Here is a 17,012-nt window from a genome sequence, read left to right as displayed (position 1 = left end):
GCCCCCGTGACCCCTCCCCGGGGCCGTCCCCACCAGGAGCGCACCGTGACGACCTTCGCCTCCCTCGCCGAGCTGACCGCCGCCGTCGGCACCGAGCTGGGCACCAGCGAGTGGCACACCATCGACCAGCGGAGGATCGACCTGTTCGCCGAGGCGACCGGGGACCACCAGTGGATCCACGTCGACCCGGAGCGGGCCAAGGAGAGCCAGTTCGGCTCGACCATCGCGCACGGCTACCTGACCCAGTCGATGATCCCGGTGCTGGCCAAGGAGTGCTACGGCGTCGAGGGCGTGCGGATGGCGCTCAACTACGGCTCGGACAAGGTGCGCTTCCCGGCCCCGGTGCCGGTGGGCACGGCGATCCGGGCCACCGCCGAACTGCTCTCGGCCACCGAGGTGCCGGGCGGGGTCCAGGCGGTGGTCCGCTTCACCATCACCAGCGAGCGGAGCAGCAAGCCGCACTGCGTCGCGGAGGCGATCACCCGCTTCTACGCGTAGCGGCGGGAGCGCGGGGCACGGGCCCGGCGGCGGGCCCCGGGTACGCCGATTGGACCGTGCCGGGCTCTTCACCGGGTCCGAACGGCCCACGGCGAGTAACGTCCGACGAGATGGTTGTCGTACCCCAGTGACCCCACGGTCCCCGGGGTACGCGCCCCGGCCTGCCCGGTAGCCGTGACCGTCCCAGGAGGAGCCGTGCCCCGCCCCGTTCCGTGGTTCTCCCGCCTCGCCGGTCTGACCTCACAGTTCGCACCGCCCCCCACCGCACCGGACGCCGACCGTGCCGCGCTCGGCCGCGGCACCCCGGACCGCACCGTCCCCGGCCTGGCCGGGCTGCCGCGCGCCGCCTGGCACCGGGTCCGCACCGACGCCTTCGGGGCCGACCCCCGGGGCGAGCGGCTGGCCCGGATCCGCCGCTCGCCCCAGTTCGCCGACGGCGCCTTCCGCAACCCGGTGCCGACCCGCCGCCTGGTCTACGAGCGGAGCCCGCTGGAGATCACCCTCGCCCAGCTGAGCGGGGACAAGACCCGCCGCGCGCCCGCCGCCGCCGTACCGGTGCACCGGCTGCTCCCGGTCGACCTCGCCGCCCCGCCGACCTCCGGACTGCGGCTCACCTGGCTGGGGCACGCCACCGTGCTCGCCGAGATCGGCGGACGGCGCGTCCTGATCGACCCGGTCTGGGGCGAGCGCTGCTCCCCGTTCGGCTGGACCGGCCCCAAGCGGCTGCACCCGGTGCCGCTGCCGCTGTCCGAACTCGGGCCGGTGGACGTGGTGGTGATCTCGCACGACCACTACGACCACCTCGACATGCGCACCGTGCGGGCCCTGGCCGGCGGCGACGCGGTGTTCGCCGTACCGCTCGGGGTCGGGGCGCACCTGGAGCACTGGGGCGTGCCGACCGGGCGGATCGTCGAGCTGGACTGGTGGGAGTCGGCCGAGGTCGCCGGGCTGACCCTGACCGCCACGCCCGCCCGGCACTACTGCAGCCGCGGCCCGCGCACCAGCGCGCTGTTCCTCTGGGCGTCCTGGGTGATCGCGGGCGGCGGTCACCGGATCTTCCACAGCGGGGACACCGGCTACTTCCCCGGCTTCGCGGAGATCGGCCGCCGGCTCGGCCCGTTCGACGCGACGATGATGCAGGTCGGCGCGTACAGCGAGTTCTGGCCCGAGGTGCACATGACCCCCGAGGAGGGCGTCCGGGCGCACCTGGACCTGGGCGGCGAACTGCTGCTGCCGATCCACTGGTGCACCTTCAACCTCGCGATCCACCCCTGGGAGGAACCCGCCGAACGCGTCGTCACCGCCGCCCAGGCGCTCGGCGCCCACCTGGCGGTCCCCCGCCCCGGCAAGCCCTTCGAACCCGCCGACCCACCGGCGCTGCGGCTGTGGTGGCGCGCCGTCGCGGCCAGGCCGCGCGGCATCGAGCCGCTGGTCGCGGAGTGGACGGAAGTGCGGGAACAGGCGACGGGTTTCAGCGAACAGATTTCAAACTCTGTTCGCTGAAATCTGTTATCTGTTTTCTGTCATCTGTTCGCCGTCATCTCTTCGCCCCCGGCCCCCGCCGACGACGGATCACCGCCCCCGCTCAGCCCGCGAGGACGTCCCGCAGCGCCCGGGCCTCCTTCACCACCCGGCCCGACCCGCCCCTCCCCGCCGCCGCCGTCACCTCGGCCACCGGCCCGCGGGCCCGGGTGCGCCGCGCGCAGTCCGTGGCGAGGGCGAGCAGGTCCCCCAGCCCGCGGACGGACGGCTCGGCCGGGCCGAGCAGCCCGGGCAGCGCCGCCCGCAGCACCGTCCAAGCCGTCCGGTAGGCGCCGGTCTCCGCCGCCAGGCCGAGCGCCGCCACCAGCCGGGTCGGCTTGACCGTGCCGCGCGCCACCAGTTCGCCCAGTTCGCGCCCGAGCAGCCCGCCGTCGAGTTCCCCGCGCGCGGCGAGCACCAGCAGGGCGTCGACGGCGCCGGTCCGGTCCTCGGTGTGCCGGGCGCCCAGCCCGTACGCGAGCGCCAGGTGCAGCGCCAGTCCGGCGGGGCCGCCGGCTTCGGCGAGCAGCGGGAGGTGGCGCCCGGCCCCGCGCTCGTTCCGGTCGGCGCCCATCGCGAAGTGGTCGAGCCAGCGGGCGGCCAGCTCCTCACGGTGGTGGGGCAGGACGGCCGCCCAGTGCGGGACGGGCCGCCAGACCCACTCCTCGACGGCGCGGGCCCGGGAGACACTGGGCTCGGTCGGGCTGAGCAGCCTGCGGAACTCCGGGGCGAGCCGCTCGCCGGCCGGACCCGTCGGCCCGGCGCCGATGCCCGGTTGGGCGACGACGGTCCGCTGGACGTCCTCCCACCAGCGGTCCGGGTAGGTCCGACGGCTCTTCAGGCCCTGGCCGGGCGCGAACAGCACCCGTTCGGAGGGCTGTCCGGGCAGGCCGCCGGTGCGCAGCCAGTGCGCCAGCCACCGCCCGGCGGGCGAGCCGAGCGCCTCGGCGGCGGAAAGCACCGCCGGTTCCGCCTCCGGCCGGACCCGGAGCAGGGCCGCGCTCAGGTCGGCCTGGCCCGGGGTGATGCCCGCCGCCTGGTACCCGGCGAGGCGTTCGACCAGCACCGCCGCCTCGATCGCCCCGGTGGCGTCGGTCGGGACGGCGAGCAGGTAGGGCGGCCGGTGGGCGGTCACCTGCCAGGCGGCCTCCTCCAGCCGGGCGGCGAGGACGGCGCCGTGCAGGGTGGTGCGGGAGCCGCGCAGCGGCGTGCGGCCGCTGCGGCTGAGCGCGTCCCAGAGCCGGCGCGGCGGTGTCAGGCCCGCCACCGCGGCCACCACGTAGGTGATGTCCCGGGGCGTGCAGTCGCTCCAGTGGCCGCTGCCCTGCCAGGGGTGGGTGCGCCGGACCGGTTCCAGTGCCGCGAGCAGCGCGGCCCGGTCCAGGTGGGCGTGGCGGACCAGCCCGTCCAACACCCTTTCGAAGGAGGCGACTTCGGGTTCCCGGGCCGCGAGCAGCGCGGAGAGCTCCTCGGCCAGTTCGGCCGCCGAGCCGATCGGTGCCCCGAGCGGGCGCGGCGGGGCGACCGGCGGCAGGACTTCGTCCCACCCGGTGTCCGGCTCGTCGCCCTCGCCGCCGCCGACCGGCGCGCCGAACAGCTCGCCGGCCCGGGCGTGGTGGGCGGGGTTCAGCAGTTCGGCGGCGGTGCGCAGCTCGGGCAGCACGGCCTCGCCCGCCGCGACGAGGTGACGGGCCACCACGTTCAGCGCCCGCTCCTGGACGCCGGGGTCGGCGTGGCCGAAGGCCTCGGCCGCCGCGAGCACCACCGGTCCGGAGCGTTCGGGCGCGCGCCGGGCGCCTTCTCCAGCCAGGCCAGTTGGGCCCGGACCAGCTTCTTCTCGGTCCGGAACAGCACCACCGCGGAGGCCTCGGTGAGCGTCTCCGGCTCGATCAGCCCGGCCTCGTCCAGTCCGGCGAGCACCTGCTGGGCGTGGCCGGCGAGCACCGACAGCCCGTCCAGCAGCGCCAGGACGTCCCGCACCCGGGCCGCGTACTCCTCGGGTGTCGGGTCGAGCGCGCGCAGCAGTTCCAGGAAGGCCCGCTGGTCGGCGGGCTTGCCGCCGCGGAGCAGCCGGGCCAGGCAGCGGTCGAGCAGTTCGACCCGGTCCACCGCCCCGGCCGCGGCCAGGTCGGCGATCGCCTCGGTCCAGACGTCCCCGCGGCGGGGGCTGTACCGCCAGGTCAACGAGCCGCCGATGTCGGCGAGTTCGAGGAGCCGGGGCAGCAGCACGGGTGCGAGGGCGTCGACCCGCAGCCGCTCGACCAGCGGCGGCCGGGGGCCGGACTCGCCGGGCAGGCCGTCGAACCAGCCCCGGACGAAGGGCTCGCCCACCGGCACGGCGCAGCCGGTGCGCCGGACGATCGCCTCGACCAGCGGGTGCATCGACCAGCCCCAGGAGCGTACGGGCCGCTCGGCGAGACGGGTGGCCACCGCGATCTGCCACTCCCGCGGCTGGGCCTCGACGACCGCGTGCAGGGCCGGGTGCCGGGCCCAGTCGCGGCCGCCGAAGTCGGTGCCGGCGAGCCAGGTGGCGGCGCCCGCCGGGCCGGGGTGGCAGCCGGCCCCGGCGACCAGCAGCGCGCCCTTGGTGTCCGTCGCGTTCGGCGACCAGTCGACGCGCAGTTCCTTGCGCCACCGCCTGAGTTCGGCCAGGCAGTCCCGCCGTTGGGCGCGGTCCAGCCGGGCCAGCAGCTCCGGCACCGCCCCGACGAACCCGCCCCGGACGGCCTCGAACAGCTCCGCGACCGGCCCGAGCTCCCCGAGCTCCCCGACCGGCCCGACCTCCCCGAGCTCCCCGAGCTCCCCGACCGCTCCCGTCATCTCCCCCACGACCTTCTCCCGCTCGCTCACGCCCCCGCCTCCCGTACCATGCCGACCGCCAGCGCGTGCTTGCAGGGCCCGCGCCCGCCCCGGTACTTGGCCCACCACAGGCAGGTGCAGCTCACCCGCCCCGCCTCGTCCGTCCGCACCCGCTGGATGTGGTCGTCCACCGTGACGACGGCCGTCGCGCCGTCGCCCTCCAGCCGTACCGCGCCCGCCGCGACCAGCTCCCGGGCGGCCCGCAGCCGGGGGTTGGCCGCCTCGGCGCGCCCGGCGTCGTACGGGAGCCGGCGGTGGAAGTGGGCGGCCTCGGCGGTGTCGTAGCCGATCTGCCCGGCGGTGCCGAGCCGGGTGAGCGCGGCGCGGACCCGTTCGGCGCTCAGCCCGGACTGCTCGGCCAGCTCGCCGACTTCGATCCGGGGCTCCCAGGCGAGCAGCACCGCGATCAGTTCGGCGTCCTGCTCGGCGGTCGCGGTGGCGAGCGCGCCGAGCACGCCGCCCTCGCCGGAGAAGCCGCGTGAGGCGTCGGGCGAGAGGGTGAGGGTCAGCCGCATGCCGGGCAGCACGACCTCCCAGGCGGAGGCGGTCGGGGCCGGGCCCGCGACCGGCCCGTACACCCGCAGGGCGAGCGCGTGCCGCAGCACGCGCTGCAGGGCGACCAGCCGTTCGGGCCCGGGCAGGCAGACCGCGCCGGGCACCGGGCGGGTGGTGGGCCGCAGCGTGCGCCCGGCCGGGAGGACCCAGCCGACGCCGCCGCGGCCGCCGCGCGGCAGTGCGCGCAGGAAGCGCACGGCCTCGGCGGCGCCGAGCTCGGCGCGCAGGTCGAAGCCGGCGGCGACCACCTGGGTCTCGGCGAAGCCGCGCAGCCAGCGTTCCGGCAGCGGCACCTTCTTCTCCACCAGCGGGCCGTCGAAGCCGGTGACCTCCAGGGCGTCCGGCCCGACCGCGAGGTGGAGGGGGTCGGCCGGGCGGATCCTGCTCAGCGCCTCCCGCAGCGGGTTGTTGACGTCCACATTGGTGGTGCCGCGGCCGATGTCGTCGCCGTCCAGCCCGGCCCGGAGCACGTCGAGCCGGGCGTAGACGCCGCAGCAGCCGGAGAAGGACTCGAAGCGCAGCCGGTCCCCGTTCGCGGTGACCACCGGGTCGAGCGAGGCGCGCAGCTGCGGCTGGTGGTAGCGGGCGGCGGCGACGTCCGCGACGGCGAGCAGCGCGGCGGCGGCCGGGGCCGGGTCGGCCAGGAAGCCGGCGAAGAAGCGCGGGTTGGCGGCTGCGCCGAGCGGGGTGGCGCCGCCGGAGGTGGCCAGGTCGAGGCTCCGGCCGGCGGCGGTGTCCAGGACGGCCGACGGCCGCAGATAGGCGTACGCCTGTGCGGATCGCATCATGCGCAGCACGCTAGGTGACGGGTCCGACAGTCCCCCGACCGCGCACCGTAATGAAACACGTTCTACCTGAGCCGGGCGTTGCCCAGGTCACACCGCCGCACGGTTGGCTTCTGCCACTATGGGCCGGTGACCGACCTGAGAGAAGAGCAGATCGCGGCCGAGCAGGCCCCCGGCCCGGCCGCCCCGTTCGCCGAACTGCTGGAGATCGAGCAGCTGGACGAGAACACGTTTCGGGGCCATTGCCACGCCGGGGCCCCGATGCGCGCCTTCGGCGGCCACGTCGCCGCCCAGGCCCTCGTCGCCGCCGGACGCACCAGTGCCGCCGAGCGCGCGGTGCACTCGCTGCACGGCTACTTCCTGCTGCCCGGCGACCCGACCCGGCCGATCGAGTACCACGTCGACCGGCTGCGCGAGGGCTTCACCTACGCCACCCGCCGGGTCCGGGCGGTGCAGGACCGGAAGGAGATCTTCAACCTCAGCGCCTCTTTCAAGCGCCCCGAACCGGCCTCCGGCGGCGAGCGCCAGCGCGAGGTGCCGCCACTGCCCGCCCCGGAGACCCTGCCCGACGCCTTCTCCCACTCGGACGAGGGGCTGCGCACCTCGGTCAAGGCCTCCAACGGCTTCCGCGGCCTCGAACTGCGCTTCGTGCCGCCGGACGCCCCCGACCTGCCGCCGGCCGTCCCCGGGATGCCGCAGCAGTTCGTCTGGATGCGCGTCACCGGCCGGCTGCCGGACACCGACCCGCTGCTGCACACCTGCGCGCTCACCTACCTGTCCGACCTCACGCTGGCCTCCACCGCCGGGCTGCACGAGCAGCCGAACTTCTTCCAGCGCACCGGGCCGTCCCGGCTGCTGATGACCTCGCTGGACCACGCGATGTGGTTCCACCGCCCGTTCCGGGCCGACGACTGGCTGCTGTTCGCCCAGCGCAGCCCCTCCGCCTCGGACGGCCGCGGCCTGTCGCTCGGCGAGTTCTACGACCGGGACGGCCTGCTGGTGGCCTCGGCCGTCCAGGAGGCGCTGATCCGCAGGATGCCCTGAGCCGGACCCGTCCCCGGACCCGCCCCCCGGCGCTCCGACGGCCGCCGGGAGCCGCCGGGAGCCGCCCGGAGGTCCGCCGGGCGCCCCGGCACGCGCTCCGGAGGACCGCGGTGACCGCCGGGCGAACGGAAGGGGGCCGGTCGGCGTCATACTCCTGAGCGGTCCCGGCCCGTATCATGGTGCGGGTGACCAAGGTTGACCTGTCACCACGGCCGGTGGAGGCGATGTCTCCGCGTCAGCTCGAACGCCGCGAAAGCCTGATCGCGGCCGCCCTCGCCCTGGTGAACGAGATCGGCGTCGAGCGGCTGCAGATGAAGCAGGTCTGCGAGCGGTCCGGAGTCGCCCTGGGGACGGCGTACCGCTACTTCTCCTCCAAGGACCACCTCCTGGCGGCGGCGATCGCCGAGTGGCACCGCCTGCTGCTGGCGGACCTGGTGGCCGAGCTGCGGGGACCGCGCGCCGGACTGGGAGCCACCGACCGGGCCGTCCGGTACGTCCGCGGCGGGATGCGGGCCTACCAGCGCCAACCCGAGCTGGCCCGGCTACGGGTCGCCGTCGCCGCCTCCACCGACCCCTTCGCCAGCGAGGCCCTGCAAGGCATGGCCCGGGCCGACAGCGCCGCCCTCCAGGCGGTGACGGCCGAGGTGCCGGCGGCGGCCAGCGACCTGGTGCGGCACATCGTGGCGCACGCCTGGCAGGGGGAGCTGACGGCCTGGGTGACCGGCCGCACCACCCTCGGGGACGCCCGACGGCGACTGGAGGACGTGGTGCGGCTGGTGCTGACCCCGTACGAGACCCACTACCCGGCCCCGTACGAGGTCCAGTCCACCGGCTGAGCCGGGGCGGCCGGACGGCTGCCCGGACGGCTGCCGGTGCGGCCCGGACCCGCCTCAGACGACCGTCACCGGGTGCGCCACCACCGCGCCGAACAGGTAGCCCTCGCGGTTGAACGCCGCCCGCTCCGGCTGGGTCGCGCCCCCGCGGTCGGTCGCGCGGGCGCGCAGCTCGTACCGGCCGGGCCGCGGGGGGCGCCAGTCGACGCTCCAGCGCGTCCAGTCACCGGCGGGCGGCTCCTCGTCCAGCTCTGCGGGCCGCCAGCTGCGGCCACCGTCCGTGCTCACCTCGACCAGCCGCACCGGGGCGGTGCCGGACCAGGACCGCCCGTGCAGCCGGTGCGCGCGCCCGGCCTCCAGCCGCGCGCCCTCGGCCAGTTCGAAGGCGGACTTGACCACCTGGGTGGTGAGCGCGGCGCCGCCGCCCGGCGGGTGGCCCGGGCCGAACATCCGGTAGAAGACGGTGTTCCAGGGCGAGTGGAGCGGGTGGTCGGCCACCTCGATGCTGCCGACCCACTTGATCGAGGCGATGCCGACCCAGCCGGGCACCACCAGCCGCACCGGCGCGCCGTGGTCGGGGGTCAGCGGATCCCCGTTCATCTCGTACGCGAGCAGCGCGTCGTCCAGCGCCTTGGCGATCGGCAGCGGGCGGCGCACCGGGCCGTGGTTGGTGCCGTCGAGGACGTAGTCCGGGTCCAGGCCGGTCGGCAGCACGTCGACGGCGGCGTCGGTCAGCCCGGCCGCCCGCAGCACCTCGGCCAGCCGCACGCCCCGCCAGGCCGCCGAGCCGATGCTGCCCAGCGTCCACGGCGTGCCGGGGACGCGCTGACCCTGCTGGCGGTGGAAGTAGCTGCGGCCGTTGCCGGCGCACTCGATCAGCGCGTCGGTCCGGGTGGCGGGCAGCGCCCGCAGGTCGTCCAGGCCGAACTCGACCGCCCGCTCCGGCGCCGGGGCGCCGCGCAGGCCGCTGCCGAACAGCCTCAGCCGCCAGTCGGCCGGGTCGATCAGCGGGGTGCCGGTGTGGTTGCGGACGAAGAACCGTTCCACCGGGACGTGCCGGCCGACGGCGGCCCCGCCGTCGGCGTCGCGCAGCGCGTCCCAGCGCATCTCGGCGTTGGTGCCGCGCCGGACGAACCACCGGGCCGGCAACGGCTTGACGATTCCGGGCAGTTCGATGGCCTCCGGCATCTCGATGCGCACCGGCGGATCGATGCGCACCGGCGGGTCGACGCTTCCGGGCACGGGCCTGGCACCTCCTCGGCGGCCGCCCGGCCCGGGGCGAACACCGGCGCGGCCAACGCGGGCACGCGGGCGCCCCGGCGGAGCGCGGCGGCATCCGGACGGCACTGTCCGGATGGCGCTCCGTCTCCCAGCGTAGGGGCTCCGGCGCGTTCCGTGACCACGGCGGCGGGCGGGAGTTTCCGCGGGCCCCGGCCTTGACCTTCCCACCGGTGTGAACTCCTAGCGTTCCCGGCGTCGGAACAAGCCCCGCCGCACCGAACCCGAGGAGCCCCCGTGCCGTCCGCCACCCCCGCCTTCGCCCCGCTCGCCCGGATCGTCCAGGGCTCCGGCCCCGGCCTGCTGCTCGCGCACGGCGCCGCCGGGAGCGCCCGGGACAACTGGGGCCCGCTGCTGCCCGACCTCGCCGCGCACCGCACCGTCGTCGCCCCCGACTACCCGGGCTCCGGCGACAGCCCGTACGAACCGGGTGAGCCCACCCTGGACGAGTACGCCGACCGGCTGGTCGCCGCCGCCGACGAGGAGGGCCTCGACACCTTCGACCTGGCCGGCTTCTCGCTGGGCGCCGCCGTCGCCGTCCGGATCGCCACCCGCCACCCCGGGCGGGTCCGCTCGCTGCTGCTGATCGCGGGCCTGGCGGGCGGCTCGGCGCGGCAGAGCGCGCTGTCCGAACTGATGGTCCGGCTGCGCGACCGGCCGGCCGAGCTCGCCGACCTGATGCTCACCGTCGTCCTCGGCCACAGCTGGGTGGACGCGCTGCCCGCCGACCGGCTCGCGGCGCTGCGGAAGGGGCTGGAGTCCCCGCTGCCGGCCGGGTTCCCGCAGCAGTTCCGGCTCGCCGCCCGCACCGACGTGCGCGCCGAACTGGCCTCGATCACCGTGCCCACCCTGGTCGTCGGGGCCGCCGAGGACATGCTCGTCCAGCCGGCCCAGCACCGCCTGCTGGCCGAGGGCATCCCCGGCGCGCGCTACGTCGAACTGCCCAGCGGGCACCTGCCGATGGCCGAGGCGCTGCCCCAACTGCGCGAAGCCGTGCTCGAGTTCGTGACGAGCTGAGCCACGCGACCGCGACGAGCCCCGGGAACACCCCCGCCCCGGCCCGCGTTGGCCCGGTCATGCGCATCGGAGAACTCGCCCGCCTGACCGGGGTGTCCGCCCGGCTGCTCCGCTACTACGAGGAGCAGGGGCTGCTCCAGCCCGCCCGCACCACGGCCGGCTACCGCGAGTACCAGGAGGAGGACACCGTCCGGGTGTGGCAGATCCGCAGCCTGCTCGCGGCCGGCCTGCCCACCCGGGTCATCGCCGGGATCCTGCCCTGCGCCACCGGCCCCACCCCCGCCCTGACGGCCTGCCCGAACCTGCTCGCCACCCTGCGCGGCGAACTCGCCGACCTGGACGCCCGGATCGACGACCTCAGCCGCAGCCGCCGGGTGCTCTCCCACTACCTCGCGACCGCGCACGCGCCGGGCGAGGAGGAGCAGGCGGCCTGACGGGGCGTAGGTCCGCACGCCTCCCCGGGACGCAGGCCCGCATGCGCCCCGGGGGCGTAGGTCCCCACGCCTCCCCGGGACGTAGGTCCCCACCCTCCGCCTGCCCGGCGCGCCCTCCCGCCACTCGCGCCACCGACTGGACATAGTGCGACATACATCTTGAATCCCCGTATTCCGAGTATGTCGAGAGGTCCGCCCGATGAGCAGCCAGCCGCCGCAGCCCTCCCCTCGTGTGAAGGAGCCCGACGAGCCCGGCGAACCCGCCGCCACCCTCCCCACCGACCGGGCGGTGTTCGGCATCAGCGCCGTCCTGGTGCTGGCGGTGGTGGCCTGGGGCGTGTTCGCCGACGACTCGCTCGGCCGCACCTCCAGCACCGCGCTCGGCTGGGTCCTGCACAACTTCGGCTGGCTGTTCGTGGTGGCCGCCGACGTGTTCCTCGCCCTCACCGTGCTGCTCGCGTTCAGCCGCTTCGGCCGGATCCGGCTCGGCCGCGACGACGACGAACCCGAGTTCTCCACCCTCGCCTGGGTCGCCATGATGTTCAGCGCCGGCATGGGCATCGGCCTGATGTTCTACGGCGTCGGCGAGCCCCTGCAGCTGTTCGCCGCCCCGCAGCCCGGCTCCGGCCTCGAACCGCAGAGCGCGGCCGCCGCCCAGCAGGCACTGGAGTTCTCGCTCTTCCACTGGACCCTCCACCCCTGGGCGATCTACGCGGTCGGCGGCCTCGCGCTCGCCTACACCACCTTCCGCAAGGGCCGGGGCAACCGGATCTCCGCCGCCTTCGTCCCGCTGATCGGGCAGCGCGGCGCGGACGGCTGGGCCGGGCGCACCATCGACCTGCTGGCCGTCTTCGCCACCGTCTTCGGCTCCGCGACCAGCCTCGGGCTCGGCGCCCTCCAGGTCGCCGACGGCCTCGGGTACATCACCTCCGTCCGCAACACCCAGAACGCCCAGCTCGTCATCATCGGCTCGCTGACCGCCGCCTTCGTGCTCTCCGCCTTCTCCGGCGTCCACAAGGGCGTCAAGTGGCTCTCCACCGCGAACGTGGTGCTGGCCTCGCTGATCATGGCCTTCGTCTTCGTGTTCGGGCCGACGGTCTTCGCGCTGGACTCGATCCCGGCCACCGTCGGCGGCTACCTCTCCGACCTGCTCGCCATGTCCACCCAGACCGGCGCCTTCACCGACGAGAGCTGGCTCGGCTCGTGGACGATCTTCTACTGGGCCTGGTGGCTCTCCTGGGCGCCCTTCGTCGGCACCTTCATCGCCCGCATCTCGCGCGGCCGCACCATCCGGCAGTTCCTGCTCGGCGTGCTGCTGGTGCCCAGCGGGGCGACGGTGATCTGGTTCTGCGTCATGGGCGGCACCGCGATCCGCCTGGTCGGCACGGGTGCCGCCGACCTGGTCGCGACCATCCCGCGCGGCGCCGAGGCCTCGCTGTTCGAGATGCTGCGCTCGCTGCCGCTCGGCTCGGTCACCAGCGTGATCGCGGTGCTGCTGGTGATGACCTTCTTCATCACCAGCGCCGACTCCGCCTCCCTGGTGCTCGGCTCGCTCTCCAGCCGCGGCTCGCTGCACCCCCGCACCCCGCTGGTGGTGGTCTGGGGCGTGCTGATGGGCGGGGTCGCCGCCGCCCTGCTGCTGGCCGGCGGGCTCACCGCGCTGCAGAACGCCACCATCCTGGTCGCCCTGCCCTTCGTCGTGGTGATGCTGCTGCTGTGCGTCTCCCTGGTGAAGGAGCTCCGCGAGGACCCGGCCGCCGGACCCTCCCGCTTCCACCCCGCCCACGGCCTGCGGGACGCCGTCCGGGTCGCGGTGGGCGAGGCGCTCGCGGAGCGCGGCCGGGGCCGCTGAGCCCGCTGAGCCCCGCGCTGACCAGCGCATACGCCCCACCCGGCCGTCCGGTGGGGCGTATGCGGCCAACCGACGCCCGATCCCCGTCCGGACTTCACCCGCGCGTACCGACCGTTCACACCGCACTGGGAGCCTCCCTGTCATGAACGCCAGCCCTCAGGCGCCCTACCAGGAACCGCGCTTCCCGCTCCCCCAGCGCCACCGCCGCCTCCTCGCCTGCATCGCCGTCCTCGCCTCCATCGCCCTCGGCACCCTCGGCGTCGGCGCCACCGTGGAGACCGTCCAGCACGGCCCGCTCGCCACCGCCAGCGCGAGCAAGTAACCGACCGACCCCGCCCCACCCCAGCACCGCCGTCCGGCTCCGGACGCGGTGCTTTCGCCTTTTCCGGCGCCGTACCGGAGTGGAGTGGGGGGGCATGTCAAAGCGAAGATCGGCAAGCCCTATGATCGTTCCGCAACACGACGCAAAGGGGATGCAGTGGCGCGGGTTGCAATCATCGGTGGCGGGATCAGCGGGCTGGGAACGGCCCTCATGCTCGGCCGAAGGGGACATGCTGTCACCCTGTTCGAACAGGACACCCGGCAGGCCGGAACCGACCCGGACCAGGACTTCTTCCGCTGGAAGCGCCCCCGCGTCCCCCAGGCCGACCAGCCCCACTCCTTCCTCGCCCCGGTCCGCACGGTGCTGCGCGCCGAGGCCCCCGACGTCTACGCCGACCTGCTGGCGCGCGGCGCCCGGGAGTACCACGACTTCGACTGGTTCGACCGGCACCCGCCGCACCGCGACGGCGACGAGGAACTGATCACCCTGCGCACCCGCCGCATCGTGCTGGAAGCCGCCCTGACCGAGGCCGTACGGCGGGAACCCGGCGTCGAGGTACGGCTGGGCCGGCGGGTCAGCGCCCTCACCCTCGAGGACGGCCGACCGCCCCGGGTCACCGGCCTGCGGGTCGACACCGAGACCCACCCGGCCGACCTCGTCGTCGACGCCGCCGGCCGCCGCTCACCGGTACCCGGCTGGCTGGCCGCCGCCGGCTGCCGCCCGCCCGTCGTCGAGAGCCACCGCACCGGCATCACCTACCTGTGCCGCTGGTACCGCCTGCGCGCCGACGGCCCGCGCGACCCCGGACGGGTGAAGACCGGCTCGGCCGCCGGGTTCGCCCTCGCCGGCGTCTTCCCCTCCGACAACGACACCTTCGCGCTGAGCATGGTGCTCTCCACCGGCGACCCGACCCGCAGCGCACTCCTCGACCCCGAGGTGTTCGAGGCCGTACTGCGCCGATTCCCCGCCTGCGCCGCCTGGCTCGACCTCGACCCCGAACCCCGCTCGCCCGTCCTGGCGATGGCCGGCCTGGACAACCGCTGGACCTCCCTCACCGACGACGCCGGCCCCGTCGTCACCGGCCTGGTCAACGCCGGCGACAGCCTCGTCCACACCAACCCCACCCTCGGCCACGGCGTCGCCCTCGGCCTGCTCGCCGCCCAGCACCTCGCCGGCCACGCCGACCGGGTCGCCGCCGACCCCACCGGCTACCACGCCTGGGCGACCCGCACCCTGCGCCCCTGGTTCGACGCCCAGGTGACCGCCGACCGCGCCAACGAACAGCGCCTCCTGGACACTTCGGCCCTCCCCGACCGCCGCGCCGCCGCCCTCGCCGCCTGCGCCTTCGACGACCCGGTCGTCATGCGCGCCCGCGCCCACGTGCGCCACCTCGTCCGCACCCCCGACGACGCCTACGGAAGCGAGGAGGTCGACCGCCACCTCACCGCCTGGCTGGCCGCCCGCCCCGACTTCACCCCCGCCCACGACGGCCCCACCCGCGCCCAGTGGACCGCCCTCATCCCGGCCTGACCTTCCCCGGCCCGCCGCCCAGGTGTCGCCCGACACCTGGGCAGCGGGGAGCAAGGCAGACCCAAGGCCACTGGCACGCCGGAGAGTTGTCGACCGGACGCACCCGACGGCGAGCACCACCAGCCGGCAGACGAGGGCCCACCCCCTCCCTGCCGTGCGGCATAGCGATCAGGGGCCGGGACGCCACGAACGGGGCCTCGCCTCACGGGCCACGCCGCCCCATCCGCCGACACCAAGCGAAGGCCGGCGGCCAACGGGGTCGGCGGAGCCGGGCTCGCGGTCCGCGCATCGGGTCAGGACCAGCCTCCCCGGGTCCGTCATCGAACTCCCGGCCACGGGGGGGTGCCCCCTACGCCCGGGTGCCCTCGCGGGGTGGGGTGGTGGGGCGGGAGTGGCGGCCGGTGCCGGGGGTGGGGTGGAGGTCGGGGGCCGGGGCGTAGCGGGCGGCCGGGGGGCGGAGGAGCCAGGTGGTGCGGGGGGTGGGGGTGATCAGGCCGAGGCGGTGGAGCAGGTCGAGGGCGTCGCGGCGCAGGGCGGTGCGGTCGGCGAGGTAGCGGGCGGGGAGGTCGTGGTCGTCGGCGATGTCGCCGAGCAGGCCGTCTATCAGCGCGTCGGCGATCGGGACGTCGCCGTCGGCGGCCTCGCCGGGCAGCGGCCGGACCTCCTCGACCAGGCGTTCGACCAGCAGCAGGGTGGCCTGGGCGAGGGTGCCGGTGCCGGGGAGGGCGAGGTCGGTGAGTTCGGCGGCCGGGTCGAGCAGGGCGACGCCCTCGGCCCGCAGTTCGGCCTCCAGTCCGAGGAACTCCGCGAGGGCGGCCGGGCCGCTGAGCCGGTGCTCGTGCAGCCAGGCGCGCCGGTCCTCGGGGAGGTCGGCGGCGAGGACGGCGGGCGTCTCGGCGAGGAGGCGCCGCACGGCGGTGGCGGGTTCGGCCTCGGCGGCGCGGCGGATGAGGTCGGCGGCGTCGTCGGCGAGCGCGGGCGGGCCGGCCGGGACGGCGCGGGCGAGTTCGCGGTCGACGGTCAGCACGAAGGCGGTGTCGGCGGGGTCGGCCGGCAGGTCGCCGAGGACCTGCCACTCGGCCAGCGCGGCGAGCGCCATCCCGAGGGCCGCGCGGTCCGGGGGCGTCGCGGCCCCGGCCGCGAGCTCGGGTGCGAGCTCGGGTGCGAGCTCGGGTGCGAGCTCGGGTGCGGCGGCCCGCATCGCGTCGAGCAGCTGCCCGTACGGGAGTTGTTCGGGCGCGTCGACGAGCAGGGCCAGGGCGAGGGTGAGCTGGGCGTAGTCGGCCGGGGTGAACGGGGCGCCGGTGGCGGGGTGTTCGAGGCGGCGGGCGGCGCCGGGCCCGAGGCCGGCCTTGCAGAGCCGGGCGTGCCAGGGGCCGACGACCAGGCGGTAGCCGAGCAGGGTGTCGAAGCGTTCGGTGAGCCAGTCGCGGTGACGGCGGATCAGCGGGAAGCCGTCGGCGTGCGGGCCGGAGGCGGTGACCAGCGGGTGGGCGAGCAACAGCCGGGCGGCGATGCGGCGTTCGGCGTCCGGGAGTTCCACGGCCACCGGGTCGGGGAGGTCGCAGGGCAGCTCCGGGAGGGCCCGGGTGCGTTCCGGCCTGCGGTGCCGGCCGGGCCTGCCGGGCTTGGCGCCCGACCGGACGACGGGCAGGGCGGCGGCGTCGCGCCGGGCGCGCCGCAGACCGCCGTCGGCACGGTCCTCGCGGGCGCGCGGGGCGGAGGCGGCGTGGGCGGTCGGGCCGTGCCACCAGCTGACGGCGGGGTCGCCGGGCTCGGCGGCGGCGCCGAGGTGGCGGGCGGGGTAGAGGCCGAAGGAGGCGGTGCAGAGGTCGTCGGCGTCGGCGGGGGCGGCGGCGGCGAACCAGTGGGCGAGCCGCAGCAGGCCCGGGTCGGGCGAGAGCCCTTCGGCGGGTTCCTGCGGGCCGTCAGCACGGCTCCCGCCCACGGCATCGGCCGGGTCGGCGAGCCCGGTGGGGTCGGCGCCGACAGCGGTCCCGGCGGCACTCTCGGCGACGCTCTCGGTGTCGGCGGCGGCGGCGAGTTCAGCAGCGGTCCCGGCTGCGCCGGCGGCTTCGGGTCCGCGTACGGCGAGGACGGCGGCGGCGGTTCCCCGCCCTGCCCCGCCCGTGCGTCCGTCCGGCCTGCCGGCGGCCACCCGGGTGGCGCCGACCGCGTACTCCTGCTGCTCCATGTCGGGGTCCAGCGTAGACGGTGACCGCTCACCCGGTGGCAGCAACCGTCCTCCTGAGGAAGTCTCCGCAGGAGCCCTGGAAGCGGCCGCCGGCGCTCCGCTCTCCCGGCCGCGCCGTCAGCCGCCGCGCCCGGACCGGGTTACGCACCGGTAACCTGCTCTTCCCCGGCTTCACCCGGTCCTCTAGGGTCGGTGAACACCGCCCAGGGTCCCTGAACACCGCCACCCCCGGAGGAACGCGCCGAATGAGCGAGCGCAGCGAGCGAATCATCAAGAGGTGCGCATGGGCG

At 76.0% G+C, this 17,012-nt stretch carries 14 protein-coding genes; 9 read left to right on the top strand and 5 right to left on the bottom strand.

The annotated features are described in order from the left end of the window. Positions 1–45 precede the first annotated feature (45 nt). On the top strand, positions 46–498 hold the full coding sequence (locus tag ACFVXG_RS05740; protein ID WP_387924648.1) for a MaoC family dehydratase: 453 nt from the start codon (positions 46–48) through the stop codon (positions 496–498). 324 nt (positions 499–822) lie between these two features. Beyond that, on the top strand, positions 823–2,001 hold the full coding sequence (locus ACFVXG_RS05735) for an MBL fold metallo-hydrolase (RefSeq protein ID WP_387924888.1): 1,179 nt from the start codon (positions 823–825) through the stop codon (positions 1,999–2,001). Positions 2,002–2,083: 82 nt separating this feature from the next. Here ACFVXG_RS05735 and ACFVXG_RS05730 read toward each other — a convergent pair whose 3' ends face one another. From ACFVXG_RS05730 to ACFVXG_RS05720, 3 genes are read right to left on the bottom strand one after another with little or no spacing between them, the layout of a single operon-like run. Then, positions 2,084–3,784 carry a DUF6493 family protein gene (locus ACFVXG_RS05730; protein ID WP_387924646.1) on the bottom strand — a complete coding sequence of 567 codons (1,701 nt, stop codon included), beginning with the start codon at positions 3,782–3,784 and terminating at the stop codon, positions 2,084–2,086. Further along, a complete protein-coding gene (locus tag ACFVXG_RS05725; RefSeq protein WP_387924644.1) occupies positions 3,721–4,869 on the bottom strand; it encodes a hypothetical protein in 1,149 nt (382 codons plus the stop codon). Before ACFVXG_RS05725 ends, ACFVXG_RS05730 begins: the two co-directional genes overlap by 64 nt. Beyond that, positions 4,866–6,221 carry an SWIM zinc finger family protein gene (locus ACFVXG_RS05720; RefSeq protein WP_387924642.1) on the bottom strand — a complete coding sequence of 452 codons (1,356 nt, stop codon included), beginning with the start codon at positions 6,219–6,221 and terminating at the stop codon, positions 4,866–4,868. Before ACFVXG_RS05720 ends, ACFVXG_RS05725 begins: the two co-directional genes overlap by 4 nt. A 126-nt stretch (positions 6,222–6,347) precedes the next feature. Here ACFVXG_RS05720 and ACFVXG_RS05715 point away from each other — a divergent pair, with 126 nt between their 5' ends. Both ACFVXG_RS05715 and ACFVXG_RS05710 read left to right on the top strand, forming a co-directional pair. Then, a complete protein-coding gene (locus ACFVXG_RS05715; protein ID WP_387924640.1) occupies positions 6,348–7,262 on the top strand; it encodes an acyl-CoA thioesterase in 915 nt (304 codons plus the stop codon). Positions 7,263–7,447: 185 nt separating this feature from the next. Continuing rightward, positions 7,448–8,098 carry a TetR/AcrR family transcriptional regulator gene (locus ACFVXG_RS05710; RefSeq protein WP_355670643.1) on the top strand — a complete coding sequence of 217 codons (651 nt, stop codon included), beginning with the start codon at positions 7,448–7,450 and terminating at the stop codon, positions 8,096–8,098. Between the two features lie 54 nt (positions 8,099–8,152). On the opposite strand, the gene ACFVXG_RS05705 is transcribed toward ACFVXG_RS05710, so the two are convergent. Next, positions 8,153–9,442, bottom strand: coding sequence for a sulfite oxidase (locus ACFVXG_RS05705; RefSeq protein WP_387924638.1), 1,290 nt, complete (start codon positions 9,440–9,442; stop codon positions 8,153–8,155). Positions 9,443–9,610: 168 nt separating this feature from the next. On the opposite strand from ACFVXG_RS05705, the gene ACFVXG_RS05700 reads away from it, so the two are divergent. The 5 genes from ACFVXG_RS05700 (at position 9,611) to ACFVXG_RS05680 (ending at position 14,528) form a co-directional block, all read left to right on the top strand. Continuing rightward, positions 9,611–10,390 (top strand): alpha/beta fold hydrolase, encoded by a 780-nt coding sequence (locus ACFVXG_RS05700; RefSeq protein WP_387924636.1) that lies wholly within the window; start codon positions 9,611–9,613, stop codon positions 10,388–10,390. Between the two features lie 59 nt (positions 10,391–10,449). Next, positions 10,450–10,824, top strand: a complete 375-nt coding sequence (locus ACFVXG_RS05695) for a MerR family transcriptional regulator (protein ID WP_387924634.1) — start codon at positions 10,450–10,452, stop codon at positions 10,822–10,824. Positions 10,825–11,023: 199 nt separating this feature from the next. Next, entirely contained in the window at positions 11,024–12,676 is a 1,653-nt protein-coding gene (locus ACFVXG_RS05690) for a BCCT family transporter (protein ID WP_387924633.1), read from the top strand. A gap of 142 nt (positions 12,677–12,818) precedes the next feature. Continuing rightward, positions 12,819–12,998: a hypothetical protein gene (locus tag ACFVXG_RS05685; RefSeq protein WP_350505874.1), complete on the top strand. Its 180-nt coding sequence runs from the start codon at positions 12,819–12,821 to the stop codon at positions 12,996–12,998. A gap of 156 nt (positions 12,999–13,154) precedes the next feature. Further along, positions 13,155–14,528 (top strand): NAD(P)/FAD-dependent oxidoreductase, encoded by a 1,374-nt coding sequence (locus tag ACFVXG_RS05680; protein WP_387924631.1) that lies wholly within the window; start codon positions 13,155–13,157, stop codon positions 14,526–14,528. Positions 14,529–14,877: 349 nt separating this feature from the next. On the opposite strand, the gene ACFVXG_RS05675 is transcribed toward ACFVXG_RS05680, so the two are convergent. Then, a complete protein-coding gene (locus tag ACFVXG_RS05675) occupies positions 14,878–16,722 on the bottom strand; it encodes a DUF2398 family protein (protein WP_387924629.1) in 1,845 nt (614 codons plus the stop codon). Positions 16,723–17,012 lie beyond the last annotated feature (290 nt).

Origin of the sequence: Kitasatospora sp. NPDC058162 (genome assembly GCF_042884005.1) — a bacterium.
Taxonomy (GTDB): domain Bacteria; phylum Actinomycetota; class Actinomycetes; order Streptomycetales; family Streptomycetaceae; genus Kitasatospora.
The sequence above is the reverse complement of the archived record's forward strand: the minus strand, read 5'-3'. Positions and strand labels throughout refer to the sequence as shown.